We start from the raw sequence: 24,650 nt of genomic DNA, 5'->3' as shown, positions 1-24,650 counted from the left end.
CAACGACCTCTGTTCTGCGGGGTATCGGCACGCGGGTGGCTGTCGGCACGCGGGTGTTCGGCACGCGGCTGGTCGGCACGTTCAGTACGCCTCGAAGTACTCGCGCTGTTCCCAGGCGGTGACCTGGTCCGGGCTGGTGCCGGTGGTGGCGCACCAGGTTTCGTAGCGGCGCAGTTCGCTCTCCTTGAGCCGGGTGAGGCAGGTGGCCAGCGGGCGGCCCAGGAGCTGGTCGGCGCGGCCGGCGGTGAAGGCGGTGAGGGCTTCGCCCAGGGACTGCGGCACGTGTTGGCCGGTGGCCGGGGCGGGGCGTTCGGCGTCCGGGGTGCCGGTCAGGCCGGTGAGGCCGGCGAAGAGCTGGGCGGCGATGGCGAGGTAGGGGTTGGCGCACGGTTCGCCGCTGCGGTTTTCGATGTGGGCGCCGGTGCCGCCGCCGACCATGCGGAGCATGACGCTGCGGTCCTCCATGGACCAGTCCATGCGGGTGGGGGCCAGCGCGTGGCGGGAGTTGAGCCTGCGGTAGCCGTTGACGGTGGGCACCGAGAGCAGGAACAGCTCCCTGCTGTAGGCGAGCAGGCCGTCCGCGTAGGCCTTGGCCTGCGGGGACAGGCCGCCCGCGGGGCCGTCGGCGGCGAAGAGGTTGCGGCCGCTTTCAGTGTCCAGGACGGACTGGTGCAGGTGCCAGCCGCTGGGGTCGAAGGCGTCCAGGCGCGGCTGTGACATGAAGGAGGCGTGGTGGCCGCGGCGGGCGCACCAGCGTTTGGTGGCGGTGCGGAACAGCAGCATCGCGTCCGCGGTGTCCAGGGCGGACATCGGGCTGAAGGTGGATTCGACCTGGCCGGGGCCCGATTCGTGTTCCATGGAGCGCAGCGGCAGGCCGAGCGCGGCCAGGTGCATCGCCAGGGGGTCGGTGATGTGGGCGACGGAGTCGTAGCGGGCGTCGAGGTTGAACTGGTAGCCGGCGTTCATCGCGGCCACCGGGGGGGCTTGGCCTTGCAGGCCGAAGCCGTTGCCCGTGTTGCCGGGCGTCTCCTGCAGGAGGCGGGTGAGGTACCACTCGACTTCCAGGCCGGTGACCGGGGTGTAGCCGTGGGCGGTGTACTGGTCGCTCAGGCGGCGCAGCACGGCGCGGGAGGACAGCGGGTGGCGGGTGCCCTCGCGCAGGTATTCGTCGCCGATGACCCAGGCGGTGCGCGGCTGGGTGTCGGGCAGGAGCTGGAAGGTCAGCGGGTCGGGTACGAGGATGAAGTTGCCGGCGCCGGTGAGTTCTTCGACGCCCAGGCCGGGGTCGCCCAGGTCGACGGCGAGGGCGTGGCCGGTGTCGAAGAGGAAGGGGCCGGGGCTGAAGTTCATGCCGTTGCGCAGGACGGAGGCGAAGGTGTCCGCGGTCAGGGTCTTGGAGCGGGCCAGGCCGTGCGGGTCGCAGAAGACCAGGCGGACGAAGTCGAGGTGGGCGAGGTCGGCCTCGATCTGTTCGGCGGCGGCGAACTGCTCCTCGCTCCACAGGTGGTGGTCGGCGACGAAGGACGGCGTGCCGACGGCGTCCTGGGCGGCTACGGAGCGCCATGCGCGGGTGTACATGGGTCAGGGGGTCCTTTCGGTGGCGGGGACGAGCGCGTGCCCGGGGCGGGGCGGGGGCAGGGCTCCCAGCTCCCTTTCCAGGCGGTGGGCCACCGTCAGGACCAGTTCGTCGGCGCCGACGGGGCCCACGAGCTGGATGCCGGCGGGCAGTCCGGAGCCGGTCAGGCCGGCCGGGAGGGTCACCGCGGGCTGGCCGGTCATGTTGAAGGGGTAGGAGGCGGGTGACCAGGCCAGCCAGAGCAGGTCGCGGGGGTCGGCCGCCCAGGGCGGGGCGATGGCGTGCAGGTCGAAGGGTTCGATGGGGACGGTGGCCATGGCCAGCAGGTGGTGGCGGCGCATCACCGAGCGCAGCCGGGTGCGCAGTTGCTGGCGGACCTCTTCGGCGCGCATCAGGGCGGTGCCGCTCAGGGTGCGGCCGTAGCGGACGATTTCCAGGCGGCCCGGGTCGCAGTGTTCTTCGTCCTGGCGGGTGGTGCCGGCGGCTTCGGCGGCGGCCAGGATGTCGACGAGGGCGGGGTAGAGGTCCTTGCAGCGCACCTGGATGCGTTCGATGTGGTGGCCCTGGCCCCGGAGGGCGTGCATCGCCTGTTCGGTGACTTTGCGGATCTCGTCGGTGGTGCCCTCGTACTCGATCCATCCGATGTGCTGGCGGCGGCGGTGGGAGGGCAGGTCGATGGAGCCGAGGCCGGAGTCGGGGTCGGCGGGGTGGGGGCCTGCGATGACGGCGGCGAGCGCTGCGGCGTCGGTGACGGTGCGGGCCAGGGTGCCCTGGTGGGCGAGGCGGTCGACGCCGTTGGGGACGTAGGGGACGCGTCCGTAGGAGGGTTTGTAGCCGGCCACGCCGCAGAACGCGGCGGGGATGCGGATGGAGCCGGCTCCGTCGGTGGCCAGGGCGCCCTCGCCCAGGTGGGTGGCGACCGCGGCGGCGGCCCCGCCGCTGGAGCCGCCCGCGCTCAGGTGGGGGGCGTAGGGGTTGGCGGTGGGCGCGGCGGTGCGGCCCAGGGTGGTGGCGCTCCAGCCGTACTCGCTGGTCGTGGTCTTGCCGATGATGACGGCGCCGGCGGCGCGCAGCCGGGCGACGGCCGGGGCGTCCTGTCGGGGGCGGTGGTTGGGCAGCAGGGAGCCGCGGGTGGTGGGCAGGTCGCGGGTCTGCAGGAGGTCCTTGACGGAGACCGTGACGCCGAGCAGCGGGGTGCCCTGCCAGGCCTGCGTGCCGCGTTCGCGGATGCGGCGGTCGGCCTGCTCGGCGGCGCGCAGCGCTTCGTCGCCGGCGGCGGTGACGAACGCGCCGAGGGTGTCTCGTTCGCGTACGGCGCTCAGCACGGCCTGCACGTGCTCGACGACGGTCGTCTCGCCCCGCCGCAGCCGCCCGGTGAGCTCCCCGATCGCCCCGGTCGCCCCGGCGGTCATCGTGGGGTGCCCTGGGGGGCGGGGTGGGTGATGGTCTGCCAGTGCCAGGGGGCGTCGAAGGCGGTGACCTCGACGGGGGTGCCGGTGAGGGTGAGTTCGGCGGCCAGGGTGGTGGCGCGGGCGATGAAGCGGGAGGCGCGGTGGGCGGCGAGCAGGTCGGGTTCGGTGAAGGGGGTGCCGGCGCAGCGCAGCAGGCGCAGGTCGACGAAGCCGTTGAAGGTGCGTCCGGCGACCTCGACGGGCTGGGGGGAGCGGATGGAGAAGCGCACCTGGTTGCTGACGTGCCCGTGGTGGTGCTGGTCGGAGAAGAAGGCGATGTCGGGGATGGTGGGCGGCACGAAGTGGTCGCGGGCCACCACGGCGGGGTGGCGGGGCAGGTTGCCGGGCACGAAGTGCCAGGAGTTGTACTGCATGCGGGAGGACATCGCCCAGGCCGCGTCCGCCATCGCCTCGACCGAGCCGCCGAAGTGGGTGCGCGCCTGGGGGCGGGGCACCACGCAGCAGAAGTAGTGGGTGATGTCCCAGCCGCAGATCTCCGCCCAGCTCTCGGTGCGCAGCGCGGTGATCAGCGCGGGCAGGGAGCGCATGCCGCGGCTCATGGCGAAGTCGGCGGCGAACACGTCGGCGACGGCCGTGACGCTTTCGTGGACGAGTGCTTCCAGGCCGGTGGCGTGGGTGCCGTGCGGGCGGGCGAGCCAGGCGGGGTCGGCGGCCGTGCTGTGCCCGAGTTCGTCCAGGGTGGTGCCGGTCAGCGGCAGGCGGCCGGTCAGGCGGCGGCTGAGTTCCTCGTCGTGGTGTCGTACCCCGTCGGTGTCGGCGGCGATGCGTTCCACCTTGTGCATCAGGGTGCCGTGGATCTCGCGGTAGAGGGGGACCTGGCGGATCACCTGGCGGCGGCGTGCGCCGAGCGCTTCGGCGAGGGTCTTGAGGTCCTCCACGCCGTGGGAGGCGGCGGGGGCGATCGGCTCGCCGGGGACGCTGTCGTAGGTGTGGCGGATGCGTTCCAGCATGGCGGCGACGTGGTCGATGCTCAGCTGGGTGCCGTTGGCCTCCTCCACCCGGCCGGCGCCGGCGGAGCGGATGAGCAGGGTCAGGGCGATGACCAGCTGCACGTCGTGGTCCGACCAGAGTTCCAGGGGCAGTTGCTGCAGGCTGCTCAGGACGCAGTCGGGGTGTCCGGGCCACAGGGTCTTGCCGGTGAGGCTGTTCTGCTCCCGGAAGTTGGTGTACTGGCGGTGTTCTTGGTAGAGCACGAAGGGGGCGGTGCGCAGGGCCGCTTCCTTGGCCTGGTCCAGGAGTTCGTCGCGGCCCTTCTCGCCCTGGCGCTCCAGCCAGGCGCGGCAGTCGGCCAGGGTGTGGGCGGTGCGGGCGGCGGCGCGGCTCATGTGGGCGTGGTAGGCGCGGGCGGCCTGCAGGGACCAGGGCACGCGCAGGACGCCGCCGACCAGGTGGCGGCGGTCCAGGGGGCCCTGGGTGGGGCCGCGCAGGACGATGCGGCCGGTGGTGGCCAGGGCGAGTTCGCCGACGAAGACGGGTTCCTCGGCGGCGGCTTCGATGAGGTCGACGACGGCCGGTTCGGCGGTGTCGGTGCTCTCGTGTGCGGTGGCGGTGGTGGTGTCCTCGCGCCAGGTCAGGCCCCACAGGGCGTGAAAGGCGGCTTCCTCGGTGGTGCTCAGGGCCCGCAGCTGTACCTGGGGCGGTACGTGGCCGTCCAGGTTGAGGAGGATGTCGACGCTCGTGCGCAGGTCGGCGGCGGTGCGGGCGCGCTGCCAGACCCGTTCCAGGAGGGCGGGGAAGCCGGCGCCGGGCTCGCGGGTGCGGTCGGGGCCCGGTGCGGTGCCCGCGGTGGTGCCCAGGCGGCTGGGGCGGCGGCTGAGGCGTTTTCTGGCGTTGGCGGCGCGGCGGCTCTCGCGTTCGGCGGGCCCGGTCGTTTCGGCGGGCCCGTTCGTTTCGGCGGGCCCGGTCATGAGGTGCCCGCGGACAGGTCGATGTGGCTCCACAGGCTCGCGTCGGTGGACTCCCAGTCCTCGTCGACGTAGATGCAGTCGACGGGGCACTCCAGGACGCAGGCGGGGCAGCCCGAGCACAGTTCGGGAATGATGATGACGTCAAGACCGCGGTCGAATATGGCGCCGAACTCCTCGGGGCAGCCGCGCAGGCAGCTGTCGCAGGTGATGCACTCCGAGGTTTCTATGCGGCGCGGTGGCTTCTTCCAGTTCTCGCCGCGAGTTCGCGCGGCGATCCGCTCGGAACGGGCGGATTTCGCCGCCGGCAATGCGTTCTCGCTCACGGAACACTCACCCTTCGGGTCGGTTCGAGACGCCCACATCGTTACGACGGTGTCTCGACCACTCCATGAGCTTCGGTGGTGGCGTACTCGACTGCTTTGTTCAACCGGTGAATTGCTCGGTTGAACAGTGACGGGCGGTTCTACCGTCGTGCCCACGAACCGCCCCCAGGGGGTCCGACCACGAACAGGAGCTGCCACGATGCCTGCGACGCCGGCGCCGAAACTGATGACGTTCCTGACCTTCAGGAGCCAGGCCGAGGAGGCGCTGCAGTTCTACACCTCGCTCTTCGACAACAGTGAGGTGCACCGGATGATCCGGGCCCGCGCCGGGGAGCCGGGGTGGGAGGAAGGGGTGCTGCAGCATGCTCTCTTCACGCTCGACGGGCAGATGTTCATGTGTACGAACATGCCGCCGCCGGGGGCCGTTGGATACGATCTTGCGCCGTGGGATTCGTATGAGTTCTCCCCCGCGACCGCGATATACGTGCAGTGCGAATCGGAAAGTGAATTCGATCGTTTCTACACGGCGCTTTCCGAGAAGGGCGAGGTCATCATGCCGGCGGGCGGGTATGAATTCAGTGCCCGGTTCGCGTGGCTGACCGACCGGTTCGGGGTGTCGTGGCGCATCAACCTCGTGCCGTCCAGGGGCTCGCGCGGCCGGTGAGCGCTGCATGCGGCTGAGGCCGGCCCGCCTCGTGGAGGGGGCCGGCCTCAGCCGTGTGCGGTGCGGTGCCGGTCAGCCCCAGGCGCCGGCGATCGCCTTGGTGGTCACGTTCAGGCGGTTGAAGAAGTTGGTCAGGGAGACCATGAGGATCAGGGCCGCCAGGCCCTTCTCGTCGTAGTGGGCCTTGGCGCGCTCCCACACGTCGTCCGGCACCGGGTCGGAGCGGTCGGCGAGGCGGGTGGCGCACTCGGACAGCTCCAGCGCGGCGCGCTCGGCGTCGGTGAAGTAGGAGGTCTCCCGCCAGGCGGCGACGGCGAACAGGCGCTCCTCGGTCTCGCCGGCCTTGCGGGCGCCGCGGGCCCCGGAGTCCACACAGGGGCTGCAGCCGTTGATCTGGCTCGCGCGCAGGTGGACCAGGTCCAGGGTCGTCTTCGGGACTCCACCGGAGTAGATCGCCTTGTACATGTCCTGCACAGGCTGGGTGGCGTCAAGGATCATCGCCGGGTTCTGCAGGCGCGCTTCCATGATTTTTCCTCTCTTGGATCAACATCGACGCCGCTTTCAGGCAGCGTCACTTCTATGACGATCGGGGGCGGGTGAGTGTGACAGCGGCAGGTCACCGGGGCTGCGGGGGTGGGGCGGGGGCGCGCGCCGCGGGGGATTCGGCGCGGCGCCCCCTTCCGTCCGGCGCGCCGGTCAGGTGCCGACGTCGACGCGGGCGGTCTGTGCGGGGCGCTCGCCGGGCAGCGGCGCCTCGTCCTCGGGGTGGCCCGGGCGCCAGATGCGCGGGCCGATGCTGAGGGAGAGGGCGGGGATGAGCAGGCTGCGCACCAGGAAGGTGTCCAGGAGGATGCCGATCGCGATGAGCAGGCCCTGCTGCAGGGAGGCCACGGTGGGGATGGCGGCCAGCACGCAGAAGGTGGCGGCCAGGACGACGCCCGCGGAGGTGATGACGCCGCCGGTGACGGTGAGGCCGGTGAGGGTGCCCTCGCGGTGGCCGCGGAGTTTGACCTCTTCGCGGACCCGGGCCATCAGGAAGATCGTGTAGTCCACCCCGAGGGCGACCAGGAACAGGAAGCCGATCAGCAGCAGTCCGCGGTCGATGCGGGGGTAGTCGATGGCGTGGAAGAGCAGGGAGGCCGCGCCGACGGCGGCGGCGAAGGAGACGACCACCGAGGCCAGCAGGACCAGCGGGGCGACCACCGCGCGCAGCACCAGGATCAGCATGAGCAGGACGACCGCGAGGATCAGCGGGATGAGGAGCATCTCCTCGTCCTTCTGGGCGTCGGAGGTGTCCAGGACGATCGCGGTCTGGCCGCCCACGACCGCCTCGGCGCTCTCACCTTGTGTCCTGTCCAGGGCGGTGCGCATCCGCTCGACGGTGTCCTTGGCCCCGGCGGTGTCGGGGGCGTCCGCGAAGACGGCGGTCAGGTGGGTCCAGCCGCCCGCGGTGCGCTGGGTGGCGGCGGATTCGACGCCGGGGACGTCCTTGACGGTCCGCAGTGCGGTGTCGGCTCCGGCGGCGGGCACGTAGATGTCGGCGGGTGCGGAGGAGCCGGCGGGGAAGTGCTTGGCCAGCAGGTGCTGGCCCTCCACGGAGTCGACGGACTTGGTGAACTGCTCGGCCTGGGTCTGGCCGGTCTCCACTGTGGCGGTGCCAAGGGCCAGGACGGCCAGGACGCCGATGGAGGCGGCCCAGATGACGCGGGGCCTGCGGCCCACGGCGCCTGCCACGCGGGCCCAGGTGCCGTGCTCGTTCTCCGCGCTGGCGTCGTAGCCGGGGGTGTGGCGCGGCACGAAGGGCCAGAACGTCCAGCGGCCCAGGATGACCAGCAGGGCGGGCAGCAGGGAGGTCATCGCCAGGAAGACCACCGCGATGCCGATGGCCACGACCGGGCCCAGGCCCTGGGTGGAGTTCATGCTGCCGAAGACCAGGCAGAGCGTGGCCACGCCGACGGTGGCCGCGGAGGCGGCGAGTGCGGGCAGGGAGCGGCGTACGGCGATCTGCATCGCTTCGTGGCGGTCGGCGTGGCGGTGCAGTTCCTCGCGGTATCGGGCGATGAGCAGCAGGGCGTAGTCGGTGCCGACGCCCACGCACAGGATCATCAGGATGTACGCGCTGAGTCCGTTGACGAGCAGGCCGGCGTGTTTGGCCAGGAGGTAGACCACGCCGCTGGCGACCTGGCTGGCCAGGAAGACGGTGAGCAGCGGGACGATCCACAGGACGGGGCTGCGGTAGGTCAGCAGGAGCAGCAGGGCGACGACGCCGAGGGCCGCGCCGAGCAGGGCGCCGTCCATGCCGCTGTAGACCTCGGCGAAGTCGCGGACGCTGCCGGCCTCGCCGGCGATGCGGATGTCCAGGCCGTCGGGTGCGTCTTTCTTGACGATGTCCTCGGAGTCGCCGACGGCGTCGGTGAGTACTTTGTTGTCGCTGGGGCTGGTGCGCAGCGGGTAGCTGAGGAAGGCGGCCTTGTCGTCCTTGGAGACCTGGGGTTTGGCGACGTCGCCGACGGCGATGTCGTCCTGGAGGGCGGCGCGGTCGGCTGCGATCTTGTCCCGGTCGGCGTCGGTGAGTCCGCCGCCGCGGGCGTAGATGATGATCGCGGTGCTGCTGTCCTTGTCGGCGAAGTGCTTCTCGGCCAGTTCGACGGCGTGGGTGGACTGGGCGCTGGAGGGCAGCCAGGTCTCGGGGTCGTTGTCCTGGACGTCGCCCAGTTTGGCGGCGAGGGAGCCGCCGGCGGAGATGAGCACGAGCCAGATGAGGAGTACGGCCCACTTGGAGCGGCGTCCGCTGACCATGCGGGCATAGCGGGCCAGGAATCCGGCTGCGGCGCCTGGACTGTCACTGTGGGTGTCTGGTCGACGACGTAGCGTTGTCATGGTTGCTCGCAAAGGGTCAGGGAGCCTGCTTCGGACAGCTCCGCTCTTGAAAAATTTGGGGAGAGCGCGACCAGGGGCGCGGCGCCTGGTCGAAGCCTGCGCGGCCGCATCCCGTCACACGCGGGTGGTCCCGTTCGTCACTGCTATGACGCCCGGCAGCGCGAAGATGTGACAGGCGTTTGTCACACACCGACCGGGATCGAAGGGGACGACGGTGGTCATGCAGGAAAACGAACGGTTGGCGCGCGCGTTCGAGGAGAAGCGGCCGCGGCTGCAGGCCGTGGCCCACCGCATGCTCGGCGCGACCGATGAGGCCGAGGACGCCGTGCAGGAGGCCTGGATCCGGCTGCACCGCACCGAGACCGACAGTGTGGAGAACCTCGACGGCTGGCTCACCACGGTGGTGAGCCGGGTCTGCCTGGACATGCTGCGCGCCCGCAACCGGCGTGAGGAGTTCCTGGCCGAGCACGCCGAGCCCTCGGACGAGCCCCGTACCGAGGACACCTCCGATCCCGAGCAGGCGGCCGTGCTCGCCGACTCGGTGGGCCTGGCGATGCTGGTGGTCCTGGACACCCTCGACCCCGACGAGCGCCTCGCCTTCGTCCTGCACGACACCTTCGCCGTGCCGTTCGCCGACATCGCCGCAATCATCGGGCGCAGTCCGGCGGCCACCCGGCAGCTGGCCAGCCGGGCCCGCCGGCGGGTGCACGGCGCCTCTCCCCTGCCCGACCTGCAGCGCCAGCACAAGGTCGTGGACGCCTTCCTGACCGCCGCGCGCAACGGGGAGTTCGAGCGGCTGCTCACCCTGCTGGCCCCCGACGCCTCCATGCATGCCGACGACACGGCGGTGCGCATCGGGGCCGCGCCGCTGACCGAGGGCGCCGAGGGCGTGGCGAGCATCTTCTCCGGCGGGGCGGAAGCGGCGCGCATCGCGCTCATCGACGGGTCGGTGGGAGCGGTGTGGCAGTCCAAGGTCCGCCCCATCGTGGTCTTCAACTTCACCATCGAGGACGGGAGGATCGCCGCGATCGACCTGGTGGCCGGGCCCGAGCGGCTGCGGGAACTGGACATCGTGGTCCTGGACGCCTGAGCCGCGGTCAGCTCCCGGGCGCGGTGGCGCCCGGGGGCAGGCACTCCTCCAGGAACGCCAGGGCCCGCAGGTGGTAGGCGCGGGCCGCCCAGCCCAGGCTGATGTTGTGCCCCGCGCCCGGCTGGTGCTCCAGCAGGACGCGGGGCGCGGCGGTGAAACCGGCCGCCAGCGCTGCCAGGTCGGCCTCCTGCCTGCGCCACCACAGCTCATGCTCGGCGAAGGTGAACCGCACCGGCACCCGCACCCGCGGCGCGAGGCGGTCGAACGTCCCCGGCCAGGCGGTGAGATCGGCCGCCTCCCGGGGCGGCATCGGCGCGACCGTGTCCGCGCTGGCCCTAAAGGTGCCCGGCGGGTACAGCCGCAGCGGCCCCCAGTGCCGGCGCCGGGCGGCGGGACGGTCGTGGCGCACCTCGTCCTCGGCGCCCGGCGCGTACCGCCGTCCGCAGCCCGAGATGTCCACGCCGAGCAGCCCCTCGCCGTCCTGGGCGTGCGCGGCGAGGGAGAGGGCCAGCTTGCCGCCGAAGGAGTGCGCCAGCAGGAAGTGGCCTGCGCCCACCGGGTGGCGGCGGGCGAAGTCGGCGAGGGCCGCGCGCAGCAGCGGCGTCTGCTCCGCCAGCGGCAGGCCCTCGGGCAGCGCGGCCCTCGACCGGCCGTAGCCGGGCCGGTCGAGGGCCAGCACGGTGCAGCCGAGCCGGGCCCCCAGGCGCAGCAGGGACAGCTCGGGGCGGGCCTGCCCGTTGAAGTACCCGGCGCTCATGCCGCCGCCGTGCACTGCTACGACCAGTGCGCGCGGGGGCCCCGCGGGTTCGCACAGCAGGCCGGACAGAGAGAGCCCGGCGGCGTCCAGGACGACCGCGCGGACTTCGCCCGGCTGCCCCCCGCACGGGGCAACGGCGGCCGGGGCAGGGGTTGTTGGCGTCGGCACTGCCCGGCCCGCCCCGCGCCGGGCCACCGGCGCAGGCACCGGCGCCGCACACGTGGCGGGCTCAGCCGCGCCGGGGGCCGTTGGCACTCCTTCGCCCGCCTCCCGCCGGGCCCGCGGCGTCGGTCTCTCGCGTGCGGCGGCCGCCCCGCCCGCCCCGGGAGCCGTTGGCGCAGCCTCCGGCGCCCCAGGGGCCGTTGGCACTACGCCGTCCGTTCCGGGCCGAACCACCGGGTCAGGGCGGCGGTCAGGGCGGCGGGGGTGTCCTTGCTGGTCCAGGCCACGTGGCCGTCGGGGCGTATCAGGAGGGCGTCCAGGGGGGTCAGGACGTCGGTGGTGCCCTCCGCCGGTTTGGCGGTGGCCGTCACCGTGTGGACGCGGTCGGTCCAGGGGGCGGCTGCGGCGCGCAGGGCGGGGTCGTCGGCCAGGTCGAGCAGGATGCCGCGGGCGGGGTGCAGCAGGCGGGCGGTGTCGCTCTCGCCGTCGGCGCCGGTCAGGGGGCGCTTGGGCAGGCGGCGGCCGAGCAGGGGGTGGGGGGACGGCGGCGGCTCCGTGCCGGGCGGGGTCATGTCGTAGTGGATGTCCAGGTGGCTGACGATGCCGGCCAGGTGGCGTCTGACCTCGTCGTGTGCGAGGAGTTCGGTGAACAGGGCGCGCAGCGGGTCCGACTGTGCGCCGCCCAGGAAGACGATGCCCTGCGCGCGGGTGTTCATCAGCAGCCGCTGCCCGACCGGGTGCCGCTCCGCGTGGTAGGTGTCCAGCAGGCCCGCCGGGGCGGTGCCGCGGACCGTGGCGGCCAGTTTCCAGCCGAGGTTGACCGCGTCCTGCACGCCGGTGCTCAGCCCCTGCCCGCCCGCGGGCAGGTGGATGTGCGCCGCGTCGCCCGCCAGCAGCACCCGTCCGCGCCGGTAGGTGTCGGCCTGGCGGGTGGCGTCGCTGAAGGAGCTGACCCACTGCGCGCCGCCGGCGCTGATGTCCTCGCCGGTGATGTGCTGCCAGGCGGCGGCGACTTCGGCGAAGGTGATGTCCTCGTCGCGCTCCTGGGCCGGGACGCCGTGCGGGCAGACGATGATGCGGTCCACGCCCTCCTTGAGCGGGGCCGCCATCACCATGCCGTTGGGCAGCCGTTCGCCCAGGAAGCGGGGCTTGAGGCCACAGCCCACGACGTCGGCCAGGTACATGGTGCGGGTGGCGGGCAGGCCGGGGAAGTCGAAGCCGGCCGCCTTGCGGATGCTGCTCTGTCCGCCGTCGCAGCCCACCAGGTAGGCCGCGCGCAGCCGGCGGGGCCCCTCGGGGGTGCGGGCGGTGACCTCGACGTGGTCGCCGTCCAGGAAGCCCTCGGCCAGCTCCGTCACCTGCCAGCCGCGCCGGATGTCCGCACCGAGCTCCCTGGCCCAGGTCTCCAGGACCGCCTCGGTCTCGTTCTGCGGGATGCCGCGGGCCCCGAAGTGGGCGTCCTCCAGCGCGGTGTAGTCGAACTGCACTCCGCCGAAGTGGCCCAGCGGGCTGACCTCCAGGCTTTCGCCCTGACCGAAGCGGGGCAGCAGTCCGCGCTGGTCGAAGACCTCCATGGCCCGGGCGGTGAAACCAAGTCCCCGCGACTGCCCTGTCGGCTCGGCGAGCCGCTCCAGGAGGGTGACGCGTGCCCCGCCCAGGCGCAGTTCGCCCGCGAGCATCAGGCCCGCCGGGCCGGCGCCGACCACGATGACGTCGGTGTCATGGGTGTCGTGGGTGTCATGGGTGTCGTGGGCGTGGTGGGTTTCGTGGGTGTTGTCGGTGTCCGCCGCTGTCCCCGCCATGATTGTCCTGCCTCTCCTTGCTCGCGGATGTCGGGTGCTCGTCAGTGCGTCAGTGCGGGGTGCCGAACCAGCGCTCCAGGACGGCGCTCAGGTCCTCGGCGCCGCCGGGCTGGTCGCTGGTGGCCGCCCACACCACGTAGCCGTCCGGGCGCACCGCCACCGCGGTCACCTTGTCCAGCTCGCCGGGGTCGCTGTCCGGCTCGGGGCGGGCCACCACCAGGTCGATGCGGTCGGCCCACCGCTCCCCCGCCGCCGGCACCCGCCCCTCCAGGCCAAGCAGCAGGCCGCGCCCCGAGCGCAGCAGTTCCAGGGTGGTGCAGGTGGCGCTGCCCACCCGCAGCCGGGCGTGCGGCAGGCGCAGGCCCGTCAGGGGGTGGCCGGTGCCGCGGTCGGCGTAGCGGATGTCGAGGCCGCTGATCATGCCGGCGAGGCGGGTGCGTACCTGCTCGTCGCCCAGCAGTTCGGCCAGGACCGCGCGCAGCGGCTCCACCTCGGCGCTGCCCAGCAGCAGCATGGCCTGGGCGCGGATGTTGGCGAGCACGGCGCGGCCCACCGCGTGCCGTTCGCTGTGGTAGGTGTCCAGCAGACCCGCGGGGGCGTGTCCGGCCAGGACGGCGGCGAGTTTCCAGCCGAGGTTGAAGGCGTCCTGCAGACCCAGGTTGAGGGCCTGGCCGCCGATGGGCATCTGGCGGTGGGCGGCATCGCCCGCGTACAGGACGCGGCCGTGGCGGTAGTGGGTGAGCTGGTGGTTGGCGTCGTCGAAGTGGTTGACCCACAACGGGGTGCCGGCGCTGATGTCCTCGCCGGTGACCTGCTGCCAGGCGGCCACTACCTCGGCGTACCGCGGGGGGCGGGTGCGCTGCCCGGCGGGCGTGCCGGAGGCGTGGACCATGACGCGGGTGACGCCGTCGGGGCGGCGGGCGGCGATGGCCAGGCCGCCGGGCAGCCGCTCGAAGCGCCGGTCGCGGATGTGGATGCCCTCCACGTCGGCGCGCAGCAGTTCGCGGGTGGCGCCGTGGCCGGGGAAGGCGGCGCCGGTCAGGCGGCGCACGGTGGAGTCCTGGCCGTCGCAGGCCACCAGGTACTTCCCGCGCAGGCGTACGGGGCGGCCGTCGCGGTCCATGGCCTGCGCCTCGACCGCCTCGCCGTCCTGGACCAGGTCGATCAGTTCCAGGCGGTGGCCGCAGCGGATGTCGGCGCCCAGTGAGAGCGCCCACTCCTCAAGGACCGACTCGGTCTTGGTCTGGGGCACTTTGTGCTGGCCGGGGTAGGCGCCGGGCAGGGTGAGGTCCAGGGGCAGGCCGCCGAAGTGGCCGCGCGGTTCGGTGGGCGGGCTGGCGAAGTCGGTCAGCAGGCCGCGGCTGTCGAAGATCTCCATGGTGCGGGCGTGCAGGGTGGAGGCGCGGGACTCCTTGGTGGGGCGGTGGCGCTGTTCGACGACGGCGACCTGGATGCCGTTCAGGCACAGTTCGGCGGTGAGCAGCAGCCCCACGGGGCCTGCGCCGACGACGATGACCTGGGTGTCCAGCACGTCGCTGCGGCCCGGAGCACTCTCGCGGGAGCGGCGGGGGCGGCCCGCGTCCTGCGCGGCCATGTCAGTGGGTCCGCTCCGCGTAGTCCTTGGCATGGCCCAGCGTGGCGCGGCTGTTGGTGGACAGCGCGCTGTGCACGTAGGCGCGGGCGTCGGCGGCGGTGGCCCGGTCGCCGAGGATCTTGGCGATGTTGGCGGTGTTGATCGACACGGTGTGCTGGGAGGCGGCCTCGGTGGTGCCCCGGCCGGTGTCGGTGAAGGTCCAGTAGCCGGTGTGCAGGGTCATCAGGGCGGGCAGGGTGACCTGCTTGTAGGCGATTTTGCGGGTGTCCAGGGCGACCCGGTAGGACTTGGTGGTGTGCACCGAGCCGTCCTTGGCGCGGGTGTCCATCTCCAGGATCTGCAGGCCGGGGGCGGGTTCTTCGAAGCGTACGGTGGCCACGTGCGGCAGCCGTTCGGGCCAGCGCCCGGCCTCGTTGACGAAGTCGAAGGCGTCCTTGGCGGCGCCGTTGATCTCCACGGTGTCGGTGAAGGAGAAGACCAGGTCCTCGCGCTCGGCGGCGTGGGCGTGTTCGACGTTGTCCTTGAGGGCGGCCAGTTCCGCGGTGCTGTTGGTGTCCACGGCCCTCTCGATCCACCGCAGGTCCGCCGGGTCGTCGTCGATGGCCCGGTAGTCGTGCAGCAGCCGCACCCGGGAGGTGTCCTGGCCCTGCGGCTCGACGATCCAGGTGCCGCCCATCGCGGCGACGGGCGCGGTGGTGACCTCCTGGCGGAAGACGATGCGCAGGCCCTCGGGGTCCAGGGTGCGGCGCGAGGTCCAGTTCTTGGGCTCGCCGTTGGCGGTGGCCCAGATGCGGATGCGCTCCTGGTGCTCGCCCGTCTCCTCGCGCTCGACGTGGATGGTGGGCGGGAAGATCTGCGGCCAGTGGCTCACGTCCGCCAGCAGGCGGTAGACCGTGGCCGCGGGCGCGCCGATGGTGATCTCGTGCTCGACCTGACGCGTCGTCATGGCAGGTGCTCCTCGTACGGGGCGGGCGGGGCGGGGCGATCGGGGCGGGGCGATCGGGGCGGTCAGAAGTTGCCGAGTCCGCCGCAGACGTTGAGGGCCTGGGAGGTGATGGAGGCGGCGGTGTCGGAGGCGAGGTAGCCGATGAGGCCGGCGACTTCCTCGGGGGTGCTGTAGCGGCCCAGGGGGATCTTGGCCTGGAACTTGGTGAGGATCGCCTCCTCGGTGGTGTCGTAGGCGGCGGCGTAGCCCTGGCGCACGCGCTGGGCCATGGGGGTCTCCACGTAGCCGGGGCATACGGCGTTGACAGTGATGCCGCTGGGCGCGAGCTCGTTGCCGAGCGCCTTGGTGAAGCCGACGACGCCGTGTTTGGAGGCGGAGTAGGGGGCGCCGAGCACGACGCCCTGCTTGCCGGCGGTGGAGGCGACGTTGATGATGCGGCCGCGGCCGCCCTCCTGCATGCGGCCGGTGGTCAGGACGGCGCGGGTCATGCGGAAGACGCTGTTGAGGTTGGTGTCGATGACGTCGTCCCACAGTTCGTCGGTGAGCTGCGCGGTCACCCCGCCGCCGGACCGGCCGGCGTTGTTGACCAGCACGTCCACGGGCCCGAACCGCTCCACGGCGGCGGCCACGAACGCGGTGACGGAGGCGCCGTCGCGCACGTCGAGGACCTGGCCCTCGGCCTCCAGGCCGTCGTTGCGCAGGGACTTGACGGTGGCGACGACGTCGCTGTCGGTGCGGGCGCCCAGGAAGATTCGGTGGCCCTGCTGGGCGAGCAGGCGGGCGGCGGCCAGGCCGATGCCGCTGGTGGCGCCGGTGACCAGGGCGAGGCGGGGGGCGGTCTGTGTCATGGCGGGTGTCCTCTCAGGCCACGCGGGCGGCGGCCAGCCGCTCGTTGACGGTGTGGATCAGTTCCCTCGGGGTCAGGTCGTCGCTCAGCGTGTCGTCGTCCAGCGCGATGCCGTACTCGCGCTCGATGCAGCCGCCGGTCTCCAGCAGGGCCAGCGACTCATAGCCCAGCAGGCCGAAGGCGGTGTCCAGGATGTCGTCGTCCAGCGGGGCGGCCTCGTCGGCGCCCGCGGCCTCGACGAGGATGCGCGTGAGGTCGTCCAGGGTGAAGGGCTGCTCGCTCATGGTTGGTCTGCTTCCTTCGTCTCGGGCCCGGCCGGCAAGGCGGCAGGGCGCCGCCGGTGTGCCGCGGGGCGGTTCACTGTCCGGCGCGCACGACCATCGCGGAGTTGAACCCGCCGTGGCCGCGGGCCAGCACCAGCGCGGTGCGCAGCGCGGCCGGGCGCGCCTGGTACAGGACCAGGTCCAGGTCGTACTCGGGACAGGGGTCGATGTGGACGGTGGGCGGGATGAGGCCGGCGCGCATCGCCAGGAGCGCGCAGGCCACGTCCAGGGGCGCGGCGCCGGAGTGCAGGCGGCCGGTCATCGTCTTGGGCACGGTGACCGGGACGCGGCCCGGGCCGAACACCTCGCTGATCGCCGCGGCCTCGGCCCGGTCCAGGTCGGGTACGCCCGCGCCGTCGGCGAAGACCACGTCGATGTCGCCGGGCGCGGCGGCGGCGTCCTGCAGTGCGGTGCGCATCGCGGTGCGCAGGGTGGAGGGGCGGCCGCTGTGCGGGGGCGGGTCGATGGTCGCTCCGTAGCCGGCGAGTTCGCCGTAGAGGGTGGCGCCGCGGGCGCGGGCGGCCTCGGTGGGTTCCAGGGTGAGCAGGGCGCCGCCCTCGCCGGGCACGTAGCCGCGGGCGTCGCGGTCGAAGGGCAGGTAGGCGCGGGTGGGTTCGTCGCTGTCGCTCATGCGGCCGCCGGCGAGCTGGGCCACCCAGCCCCAGGGGCACACCGAGGCGTCCACGGCGCCGCCCACGATCAGCGGGGTGCCCTTGCGGATGAGGCGGCGGGCCTGCGCAAGGGCGTCCAGGCCGCCGGCCTGGTCGCTGACGACGACGCCGCTGGGCCCCTTCATGCCGTGCCGGATGGAGATCTGGCCGCTGTTGACCGCGTAGAACCAGGCGAAGGACTGGTAGGCGGAGACGAACTGGCTGCCCTTGGCCCACAGTTTCTGCAGTTCGTCCTGGCCGAACTCGAAGCCGCCGGCGTGGCTTGCGGTGACCACCCCCATGTCCAGCGGGTCGAAGGCGGCCACGTCCACCCCGGCGTCGGCCAGCGCCCAGTCCGCGGCGGCCAGCGAGAGCCGGGTGACGCGGTCGGTCTGCGGCAGCAGCCGGCCCGGCAGGTGCTCCGCCGCCTCGAACCCGGGGATCTCCCCGGCCAGTTGGGCGGGGTAGCTCGAGGGGTCGAAGCGGGTGATGCGGCCGATGCCGCTCTTCGCGCCGAGGGTGGCCGCCCAGTAGTCGGCCGCGCCCAGGCCGTTGGGGGCGGCGATGCCCATGCCGGTGACCGCGACGGCAGTCATACGGTGCTCCTTCGCGCCGGGGCGAGCACCATCGCGCTCTGGAATCCGCCGAAGCCGCTGCCGACCGTCAGGACCGCATCGACCTGCTGGTCGCGGGCCGTCAACGGCACGTAGTCCAGGTCGCATTCGGGGTCGGGGGTGTGCAGGTTGGCGGTCGGCGGCACCACGTCGTACTCCATGGCCAGCGCGGAGGCGGCGATCTCGATGGAGCCGATGGCGCCCAGCGAGTGGCCCACCATCGACTTGATGGAGCTGACCGGGGTGCGGTAGGCGTGCTCGCCCAGCGCCCGTTTGAACGCGGCCGTCTCGTGCCGGTCGTTCTGCTTGGTGCCCGAGCCGTGGGCGTTGATGTAGTCGATCTGCTCGGGGATCATCCGTGCCTCGTCCAGGGCCAGGCGGATGGCCTCGGCCATCTCCGCGCCGTCCCGGCGCAGTCCGGTCATGTGGTAGGCGTTGGAGCGGGTGGCGTAGCCGGCGATCTCGGCGTAGATGTGGGCGCCGCGGCGCCGGGCGCTCTCGAGCTCCTCCAGGACGAAGAAGGCGGCGCCCTCGCCCAGCACGAAGCCGTTGCGGGTGCTGTCGAAGGGCCGTGAGGCCTGTTCGGGTGCGTCGTGGCGCGGCGTGGTCGCCTTGATCGCGTCGAAGCACGCCATGGTGATCGGGGAGATCGGCGCGTCGGACGCCCCGGCGACCATGACGTCGACGGAGCCCTCGCGCACCAGCTCCACCGCGTAGCCGACCGCGTCGATGCCCGAGGTGCAGCCGGTGGAGACGACCGTGGAGGGGCCTTCCGCGCCGACCGCCCAGGCCACCTCCGCCGCGAAGGAGCTGGGCACCAGGTAGTTGTACAGGTGCGGCACCGCGTAGCGGTGGTCGACCAGGTCCAGGCGGCCGCCGTCGCTGACGACGCGGTATTCGTCGTCCAGGCCCATGGTGGCGCCCACCGCGCTGCCCACGACCACGCCGATGCGGTGCGGGGCGTGCTCGCTCAGCTCGGCGCCGCTGTCCTGGACGGCGGCGCGGGCGGTGACCACGGCGAACTGGGCGGCGCGGTCCATGCGCCGCACCTCCTGCGGGCTCAGCCCGTGCTCCAGGCCGCAGAAGTCGGCCTCGGCGGCCACCTTGGAGCGGAAGGGGGCGGGGTCGAAGAAGGTGATGCCGCGGGTCGCGGTGCGGCCCTCGCTGATGAGCTGCCAGAACTCCTTGCGGCCCAGGCCGCCGGGGGCCAGGACCTCCAGGCCGGTGATGACGACGCGGCGCTGCGTCATGCGCCGGCCTCCCAGGAGTAGAAGCGCTGGGCCATCGCGTCGGCCGGGGAGCGCCAGGTGGCCGGGTCGTAGGCCTCGATGTGCGGCTTGAGGTCGTCGCTGATCCGCACGAAGCGGGCATCGTCCTTGGCGCGTTCGATGCGGGCGCCTCCGTCGTCGGAGTCGAAGTCCTGGAGGTGGAAGTACAGGCCGCGGTAGGCGAAGAGCTGGCGGCGGCGGGTGCCCATGCGGTGGGGCATGTCGGTGGCGTCGAAGTCGGTGAACAGTTCGGCGACGCTGCGGCTGGAGTCGATCGCCATCCGGGCCACGATCAGCGTGCTGTGCATACCTCGCTCCTTGCGGTGGGCGCCGTGCGCCGTGGTCGAAGGGGGCGGGACCGGCCGGCGGGCGGGGCCCGCGCGGCCGGCCGGGCGGCTCACGCGCCGGCGGCGCGGCTGTGGATCACCCGGTAGGAGTTCCAGTCGCTCTCGGTCTTCAGGGCGTTGATGCGCGCCTCGGACTTCTGGCGGGCCTCGGACTGCCGCGCGGTGGCCTGGTGGCGGTGGGCGTCGTAGTCGGCCTTGCTCGCCCACTGGGAGTAGACGACGACGAAGGGGCCTTCCAGGAAGCGGGCGCGCAGGCCCTTGAAGACGCTGTGCGAGCGGTAGCCGTCGACCTCCAGGAGCCAGGACTGGCCCTCGCCGAGTTCGGCGATCAGCTCGTCCTGGTTGCTCTGGGAGACCTTGAAGATCTCGATGACGGTGTGGTCGTCGCGGTCGGGCGAGACCTCGGTGGCCTCGCCCTGGGAGGGGTGGCGCTGGGTATGGACGATCTCGCTCTGCAGCAGCCGGATCGAGGTGGTGATGTCCTGGAAGACGGGCAGCGTGCGGTGCTTGAACTCCTCGCCCGCATACCGCTTCTCCAGGTCCTCGCCGCTGCGCCACTGGATGAAGTTGGCGGTGCCGGGGCTGTCCTGTCCGGCGTGCACGGTGGAGGAGATCCAGCCGTCGAACGCCGCGGTGTCGACGATCTTCCGCATCTCCTGGATCAGCTTGTCCTGCTTCTCCGGCTGGTCGGTGGTGAACAGGTTGAGGACGGTCAGGTGCTTGTCCTGGGTGGAGATGTAGGGCATGGCGTCGGGTCTCTTCCTGTCGGGCTGTCAGGGGCGGGTGCGCGGCGGGCGGGGCCGGGGCCGCGGCACGGGGCCGGGCGGCGGCCGTGCGGGCCGCGGTCGGTCCTTTAGCCGGGGCGCGGGCCTTTGGCCGGAGCGCGGTCGGTCCTTTGGCCGGAGCGCGGTCCTTTGGCCGGAGCGCGGTCGGGCCGCCGCGGGCGCGGTCGGGCGAGGGGCGGTCAGGCGGCGGGGCCGAACCAGCGCTCCAGGGCGGCGGGCAGGGGCAGCGCGTCCGGGTCGGGCGCGATCCAGGCGATGTAGCCGTCGGGGCGCAGCAGGATCGCCTCGGCGGCGGGCAGGGTGGGGCCGGGGCGTGCGGTGACGATGTCGACGCGGTCCGACCAGGCCTTGGCGGCGGCCGGCAGCGCGCTGTCGGCGCCGAGGTCGAGCAGTACGCCGCGGCCGGTGTGCAGCAGGGCGTGGACGCGGGTGGGCCGGCCCTCGCAGGTCAGGTCGCCGTCCTGAAGGCGCCGGCCGAGCAGGGGGTGCTCCCCCGCGCCGACGTCGTGGCGGATGTCCAGGCCGGTGACCATGCCGACCAGGTGGCGCTGGACCGAGTCGTAGCGGGTGAGTTCGGTGAAGACGTCGAGCAGCGGGGTGATCTCCTCGCCGCCGAGGTAGAGGATGCGCTGGGCCAGGGTGTTGGTCAGGATGCGGGCGCCGACCGGGTGGCGTTCGCTGTGGTAGGTGTCCAGCAGGGTGTCGGGGGCCAGGTCCTTGAGGACGAGGGCGAGTTTCCAGCCGAGGTTGACCGCGTCCTGCACGCCGGCGCTCATGCCCTGGGCGCCGATGGGCAGGTGGATGTGTGCGGCGTCGCCGGCCAGGAACACCCGGCCGTGCCGGTACCGCTCGGCCTGTCGGCTCACGTCGGTGGTCGAGCTCACCCACAGCGGGGTGGCCGCGTGGATGTCCTCGCCCGACAGCTTCTGGAAGGTGTCGGCGACCTCGTCGAAGGTGATCGGCTCGGTGCTCTTGCGCAGCGGCTCGCTGCGGTCGTAGTAGATGATGCGGCAGCGGTCCGGGCCCAGCGGCAGCACCATGATCATGCCGCCGGGTACCCGTTCCCCGGCGAAGCGGGGCCGCAGCCGCACCCCGCTGATGTCGGCGAAGCGCAGCTCGATGGCCGGTTCGGTGCCGGGGAAGTCGATGCCGGCGGCGGCGCGCACCTGGCTGCGGGCGCCGTCGCACCCGATGACGTACCGGGCGCGCAGTTCCTGGCCGCCGTCCTGTGTCCCGGTGCCGCTCGTGTGCAGGGTCACCCCGTGCTCGTCCTGGCCGAGGCCGGTGACCTCCACCGAGCGGCGGATGCGGGCGCCCTGTTCGGTGGCGTGGCCGGCCAGCATCGCCTCGGTGCGGGACTGGGGGATGCCGCGTGCGCCGTAGGAACCGCCGCTGAGCACCTGGTAGTCCAGCGGTACGCCGCCGAAGTGCCCGCCGGGGATGGTGTCGACCTCGCCGAGGCGGGTCAGCAGTCCGCGCTGTGCGAATTCCTCGATGGTGCGCGCGGAGAAGCCGAGGGCGCGTGACTGCCGCATCGGTTCGGCGAGCCTGTCGAGCACGAGAACGGAAATTCCGTGCTGGCCCAACTCACCGGCGAGCATAAGGCCGGTGGGTCCTGCACCTACGATGATCACGTCCGCGTCATAATTGTCCATCGTCGCCCATCCGCCGTCTTGTGGTTGATGTTTTACGAGTATGGACAGCGCCCGAGCGGCCGGTAAAGGGACGCCGGTACACAGCTTTTGCAGTCCACTACAGAAATGTGCGGGCAACGTCAGATCTTTGACAGGCGGGGTTGGTCGGGGCGGGTGTGTGGGCCCATTCTCAAGCATGACCTCGACTGAAGCTGAATCCTTCACTCCGGACACGGCCATGGTGGACGCCTTTACCGTGCGCGGTCTGCTGGACCGTTATCTGCTGGCGTTGGACACCGAAAAGCTCGATGACGCGTGGGCGCGCACCCTGTTCACCGAGGACGCGGTGGTCGCATTCCCGCTGAGCCGGCACGAGGGAATGGCCGGGCTCGCCGCATGGCACCGGGACGCGCTGGAGAATTTCGCGCGCACCCAGCATCTGAACTCGCCTGCGGTGGTGGAGCTGGCGGGTGACGGGGCGAGCCTGCGCGCCAATCTGCTCTCCACCCACGTGCACCATCCCGGCGGCCCGGGCCCGGAGTTGTTCACCACCGGCACCTCGGTGAGCGGCGCGGCCCGCCGCACTCCGGGCGGCTGGCGCCTGGCCCGGCTCTCGTTCGGGCTGATCTGGGTGGACGGGGTACCGCCCGGCGCCCGCGGCTGATGGCCCGGGGGCCTGCCGCGGGCGGGGGGTCAGCAGTTGAGGCTCAGCACCCGGTCGACGGTGATCTCCACGACCACGCGGCCGGGCGGGTTCGGCGGCCCGGAGAAGTAGCGCTCGGTGTAGCGGCGGACCCCTTCGGCGATGCGTTCGGGGGCATCGAGGATCCGGGCGGTGCCCTCCAGGCAGACCCAGGCGAAGCCGTCCACCTGGCACAGCGCGACGCGTGCGTGCGGGGTGGCCAGCACGTTCTTGACCTTGCGGGTCGTGTTCACGGTCAGGACGCGGGCCAGGCCGGCCGGTGCGTCCCAGGTGAAGCGCACCGGGGTCAGGTGGGGCGAGCCGTCGGGCCGCAGCGTGCTCAGCACGCCGGTGTGCGGCGCGGTGAGGAACCGGCGTGCCGCGGGGGACATCGCCGTCGCGCCGGCGCGCTGCGGGGAGAGCGTCATCGTCTTGGACTCCTTGTTCGTCTCACCGGCGCAACGCGCGCCCCGGCACCCGGTCAGTCGATTCCGCGGACCACGTTGCACTCCGCGGGATCGTCCTCCTCCTCGTCCACCCCGGCCAGCCGGAGCACCGGCGCGACTCCCTCGACACCGCGTGTCTGCCGCTCACGTTCGGCCTCGTCCATGGGCCTGTCCTTCCGCGACCGTGCGCCCCGCGGGGCTGCGGAGCCGGCTTGCTCCACCCGCCCACGTTGGCAAAGCGCTCTGGAGGCCGGGCGGAGGGGCGGCTCGAGTCCGCCTCGACACCGCACCGCGGCGCTTGAGTCGGCTTCGAACCCGGTGCGACCGGCGGCCCGCACAGTGACGGCTCCTGGCGCACCCGAGCCGGCGCCGCCACGCGGCCACGCCCCTGTGGAGGGAGATTCATGGCCAGCTTGATCAGGCGTGTGTGGCGCGAGGTGTACGCGGCCTTGCAGGCCTATGGCGCCATCTACATCTCGGGGGCGCAGCCCGCCGAGCACACTCCCCCGCCCGGCACCGCGCCGCCCGAGGCCGCGCCGCGGGGCGGGCCGCCCGCGGGTCATCCGGAGCGGCTGTGTCCGGAGGTCGCCCTGTCCCCGGTGGAGCGGGCCCTCAAGCGGCAGCTGGAGGCCGGGCCCTGAAGGCCGTGCGGGGGTGGGCGGTGGGGGTTCAGACGGCTTCCTGGCGGCTGCGCAGCCGCTCGGCGAACTGGCTCCACTCCCTGCCGACGCTCTCCGCGATGGGCGCGATGACGCCGACCCAGTGGGCGGGGACGGCGTTGACGAGCTCGCGCCAGCCGTCCGGGTCGCCGGCGTGCAGCGCCATCCACTGCAGGAACTCCTTGCCGCCCGCGGTGTAGCGGATGCACGGGTCGCCTGCGACCTTGGCGGCGACCGTCTCCCAGGCGGGCGCCGCCTCGGCGGCCTGCGGCGGGGCGTGCCGGTCCGGGCGCGGGGCCGGGTGCGCGGTGGGCGGGGTGTCGGCGGGCCGGTCGGCGGGGTGCAGGGTCAGGTGCGCGCCGGGTGCGCGCAGGCCGTTGCGTTCGGGGCTGACCCCGCGGCGCAGGCGGGCGCTGACGTCGTGGACGGTGCCCAGGGACACCTCGGTCTCCCGGGCGACTTCGCGCAGGGTGGCCTCGGGGTGGGCGTGGATGTAGGCGGCGGCGCGGCGGCGGCCCTCGCCGGCGCCGACCGAGCGCAGTTTGCCGTCCAGGCCCAGGCGCTGGCCGCCGGGCGGGGTGGCGCACGCGGAGCGTTCGCGCAGGACGGCGATCGTCTTGGCGCTCAGTCCGGTGACGCTGGCGATGGCGCGGTCGGACCATTCGGGGTGGGCGAGAAGGACGCGTTCGGCTCCGGCGATGCGGTCGGCCCGTGAGAGCGGAAGTCCGTGGGAACTGTTGGCCTTCATGGCGAGTACGAGTGCTTCGGCGTCGGTGCACTCGACGAGCCGTGCTTTTATGCTGTGGTCGCCGCAGAGTTTCGCGGCCTCCAGCCTGTGGAGTCCGTCGATGATCCGCCAGCCGTCTTTCTGGACGAGTACGGGCGGTAATTCCGTACGGCCCGACGCTTCGACGAGCAATTGGAGATAGGCGGTGTTGATTCCGCCCTGGCGCAGGTGCAGTCCGGGCGACAGTGCATGGACCGGGAGTTCCTGTGCCGGTGTCTTCTCGATGTTCTGGGGGCCGATTCTCGGGCCGGTTCCTTCACCGGCCGCCGGTTCCCCGTACCGTAATGCGGCGGAACTCAAACTGTCTGCGATCACCGTAGCCCGCCCGTCTTTGAAAGCCATCCGGTGTGCCCTTTCTGCTGCCATTCCGGATGAGCGTCGCAGCGGTTTCTCTAGCCGCAGTAGAGGGTGGGTCGATGGTCGTCGGACTGCGGT

24 protein-coding genes are annotated in these 24,650 nt (G+C 72.6%); 4 read left to right on the top strand and 20 right to left on the bottom strand.

The window, feature by feature from the left end:
• Nucleotides 1–81 precede the first annotated feature (81 nt).
• The 4 genes from NOO62_RS38950 to NOO62_RS38935 are packed head-to-tail and all read right to left on the bottom strand — an operon-like array spanning nt 82 to nt 5,278.
• Nucleotides 82–1,578, bottom strand: a complete 1,497-nt coding sequence (locus NOO62_RS38950) for a glutamine synthetase family protein (RefSeq protein WP_268768818.1) — start codon at nt 1,576–1,578, stop codon at nt 82–84.
• 3 nt (nt 1,579–1,581) lie between these two features.
• On the bottom strand, nt 1,582–2,988 hold the full coding sequence (locus tag NOO62_RS38945) for an amidase (RefSeq protein WP_268768819.1): 1,407 nt from the start codon (nt 2,986–2,988) through the stop codon (nt 1,582–1,584).
• Nucleotides 2,985–4,955, bottom strand: coding sequence for a hypothetical protein (locus NOO62_RS38940; RefSeq protein ID WP_268768820.1), 1,971 nt, complete (start codon nt 4,953–4,955; stop codon nt 2,985–2,987). The genes NOO62_RS38945 and NOO62_RS38940 overlap by 4 nt, the downstream gene beginning before the upstream one ends.
• Nucleotides 4,952–5,278, bottom strand: coding sequence for a 4Fe-4S ferredoxin (locus tag NOO62_RS38935; RefSeq protein WP_268768821.1), 327 nt, complete (start codon nt 5,276–5,278; stop codon nt 4,952–4,954). The genes NOO62_RS38940 and NOO62_RS38935 overlap by 4 nt, the downstream gene beginning before the upstream one ends.
• A 199-nt stretch (nt 5,279–5,477) precedes the next feature.
• Between NOO62_RS38935 and NOO62_RS38930 the strand changes: the two genes are divergently transcribed.
• On the top strand, nt 5,478–5,942 hold the full coding sequence (locus NOO62_RS38930; protein ID WP_268768822.1) for a VOC family protein: 465 nt from the start codon (nt 5,478–5,480) through the stop codon (nt 5,940–5,942).
• 72 nt (nt 5,943–6,014) lie between these two features.
• Here NOO62_RS38930 and NOO62_RS38925 read toward each other — a convergent pair whose 3' ends face one another.
• Together NOO62_RS38925 and NOO62_RS38920 are read right to left on the bottom strand one after the other, a co-directional pair.
• Complete coding sequence (locus tag NOO62_RS38925) at nt 6,015–6,467, bottom strand: carboxymuconolactone decarboxylase family protein (RefSeq protein ID WP_268768823.1); 453 nt, start codon at nt 6,465–6,467, stop codon at nt 6,015–6,017.
• Nucleotides 6,468–6,638: 171 nt separating this feature from the next.
• Nucleotides 6,639–8,741, bottom strand: coding sequence for an MMPL family transporter (locus tag NOO62_RS38920; RefSeq protein WP_268768824.1), 2,103 nt, complete (start codon nt 8,739–8,741; stop codon nt 6,639–6,641).
• A gap of 301 nt (nt 8,742–9,042) precedes the next feature.
• On the opposite strand from NOO62_RS38920, the gene NOO62_RS38915 reads away from it, so the two are divergent.
• A complete protein-coding gene (locus NOO62_RS38915) occupies nt 9,043–9,912 on the top strand; it encodes a sigma-70 family RNA polymerase sigma factor (protein WP_268775407.1) in 870 nt (289 codons plus the stop codon).
• A 7-nt stretch (nt 9,913–9,919) separates the two neighbouring features.
• Here the strand turns inward: NOO62_RS38915 and NOO62_RS38910 are convergent, their stop codons facing one another.
• From NOO62_RS38910 to NOO62_RS38860, 11 genes are all read right to left on the bottom strand, one after another.
• A complete protein-coding gene (locus NOO62_RS38910) occupies nt 9,920–10,669 on the bottom strand; it encodes an alpha/beta fold hydrolase (protein ID WP_414930744.1) in 750 nt (249 codons plus the stop codon).
• Nucleotides 10,670–11,037: 368 nt separating this feature from the next.
• Nucleotides 11,038–12,510 carry an FAD-dependent monooxygenase gene (locus NOO62_RS38905; protein ID WP_414930961.1) on the bottom strand — a complete coding sequence of 491 codons (1,473 nt, stop codon included), beginning with the start codon at nt 12,508–12,510 and terminating at the stop codon, nt 11,038–11,040.
• 172 nt (nt 12,511–12,682) lie between these two features.
• On the bottom strand, nt 12,683–14,227 hold the full coding sequence (locus tag NOO62_RS38900; protein WP_268768826.1) for an FAD-dependent monooxygenase: 1,545 nt from the start codon (nt 14,225–14,227) through the stop codon (nt 12,683–12,685).
• A 1-nt stretch (nt 14,228) separates the two neighbouring features.
• Entirely contained in the window at nt 14,229–15,173 is a 945-nt protein-coding gene (locus NOO62_RS38895; RefSeq protein WP_268768827.1) for an aromatase/cyclase, read from the bottom strand.
• Nucleotides 15,174–15,235: 62 nt separating this feature from the next.
• Nucleotides 15,236–16,021: a 3-oxoacyl-ACP reductase FabG gene (fabG, locus tag NOO62_RS38890; protein ID WP_268768828.1), complete on the bottom strand. Its 786-nt coding sequence runs from the start codon at nt 16,019–16,021 to the stop codon at nt 15,236–15,238.
• Nucleotides 16,022–16,034: 13 nt separating this feature from the next.
• The gene (locus NOO62_RS38885) at nt 16,035–16,304 is read right to left on the bottom strand and encodes a phosphopantetheine-binding protein (protein ID WP_268768829.1); all 270 of its coding nucleotides are present in this window, start codon (nt 16,302–16,304) and stop codon (nt 16,035–16,037) included.
• Nucleotides 16,305–16,377: 73 nt separating this feature from the next.
• Nucleotides 16,378–17,589, bottom strand: a complete 1,212-nt coding sequence (locus tag NOO62_RS38880; RefSeq protein ID WP_268768830.1) for a ketosynthase chain-length factor — start codon at nt 17,587–17,589, stop codon at nt 16,378–16,380.
• Nucleotides 17,586–18,857, bottom strand: a complete 1,272-nt coding sequence (locus NOO62_RS38875) for a beta-ketoacyl-[acyl-carrier-protein] synthase family protein (RefSeq protein ID WP_268768831.1) — start codon at nt 18,855–18,857, stop codon at nt 17,586–17,588. The genes NOO62_RS38880 and NOO62_RS38875 overlap by 4 nt, the downstream gene beginning before the upstream one ends.
• The gene (locus tag NOO62_RS38870; RefSeq protein ID WP_268768832.1) at nt 18,854–19,183 is read right to left on the bottom strand and encodes a TcmI family type II polyketide cyclase; all 330 of its coding nucleotides are present in this window, start codon (nt 19,181–19,183) and stop codon (nt 18,854–18,856) included. Before NOO62_RS38870 ends, NOO62_RS38875 begins: the two co-directional genes overlap by 4 nt.
• Before the next feature lie 89 nt (nt 19,184–19,272).
• Nucleotides 19,273–19,968 (bottom strand): antibiotic biosynthesis monooxygenase family protein, encoded by a 696-nt coding sequence (locus tag NOO62_RS38865; protein WP_268768833.1) that lies wholly within the window; start codon nt 19,966–19,968, stop codon nt 19,273–19,275.
• Nucleotides 19,969–20,186: 218 nt separating this feature from the next.
• Nucleotides 20,187–21,662, bottom strand: a complete 1,476-nt coding sequence (locus tag NOO62_RS38860) for an FAD-dependent monooxygenase (protein WP_268768834.1) — start codon at nt 21,660–21,662, stop codon at nt 20,187–20,189.
• A 175-nt stretch (nt 21,663–21,837) separates the two neighbouring features.
• On the opposite strand from NOO62_RS38860, the gene NOO62_RS38855 reads away from it, so the two are divergent.
• Nucleotides 21,838–22,305 carry a nuclear transport factor 2 family protein gene (locus NOO62_RS38855; RefSeq protein WP_268768835.1) on the top strand — a complete coding sequence of 156 codons (468 nt, stop codon included), beginning with the start codon at nt 21,838–21,840 and terminating at the stop codon, nt 22,303–22,305.
• A gap of 29 nt (nt 22,306–22,334) precedes the next feature.
• Here NOO62_RS38855 and NOO62_RS38850 read toward each other — a convergent pair whose 3' ends face one another.
• Together NOO62_RS38850 and NOO62_RS38845 are read right to left on the bottom strand one after the other, a co-directional pair.
• A complete protein-coding gene (locus NOO62_RS38850) occupies nt 22,335–22,751 on the bottom strand; it encodes a pyridoxamine 5'-phosphate oxidase family protein (RefSeq protein ID WP_414930745.1) in 417 nt (138 codons plus the stop codon).
• 53 nt (nt 22,752–22,804) lie between these two features.
• Nucleotides 22,805–22,933 carry a hypothetical protein gene (locus NOO62_RS38845; protein WP_268768836.1) on the bottom strand — a complete coding sequence of 43 codons (129 nt, stop codon included), beginning with the start codon at nt 22,931–22,933 and terminating at the stop codon, nt 22,805–22,807.
• 240 nt (nt 22,934–23,173) lie between these two features.
• On the opposite strand from NOO62_RS38845, the gene NOO62_RS38840 reads away from it, so the two are divergent.
• Nucleotides 23,174–23,410 carry a DUF6059 family protein gene (locus NOO62_RS38840; RefSeq protein WP_268768837.1) on the top strand — a complete coding sequence of 79 codons (237 nt, stop codon included), beginning with the start codon at nt 23,174–23,176 and terminating at the stop codon, nt 23,408–23,410.
• Between the two features lie 28 nt (nt 23,411–23,438).
• On the opposite strand, the gene NOO62_RS38835 is transcribed toward NOO62_RS38840, so the two are convergent.
• Nucleotides 23,439–24,515: a ParB/RepB/Spo0J family partition protein gene (locus NOO62_RS38835; RefSeq protein ID WP_268768838.1), complete on the bottom strand. Its 1,077-nt coding sequence runs from the start codon at nt 24,513–24,515 to the stop codon at nt 23,439–23,441.
• Nucleotides 24,516–24,650 lie beyond the last annotated feature (135 nt).

It is taken from the genome of Streptomyces sp. Je 1-369 (assembly GCF_026810505.1).
Taxonomy (GTDB): Bacteria; Actinomycetota; Actinomycetes; order Streptomycetales; family Streptomycetaceae; genus Streptomyces.
The sequence above is the reverse complement of the archived record's forward strand: the minus strand, read 5'-3'. Positions and strand labels throughout refer to the sequence as shown.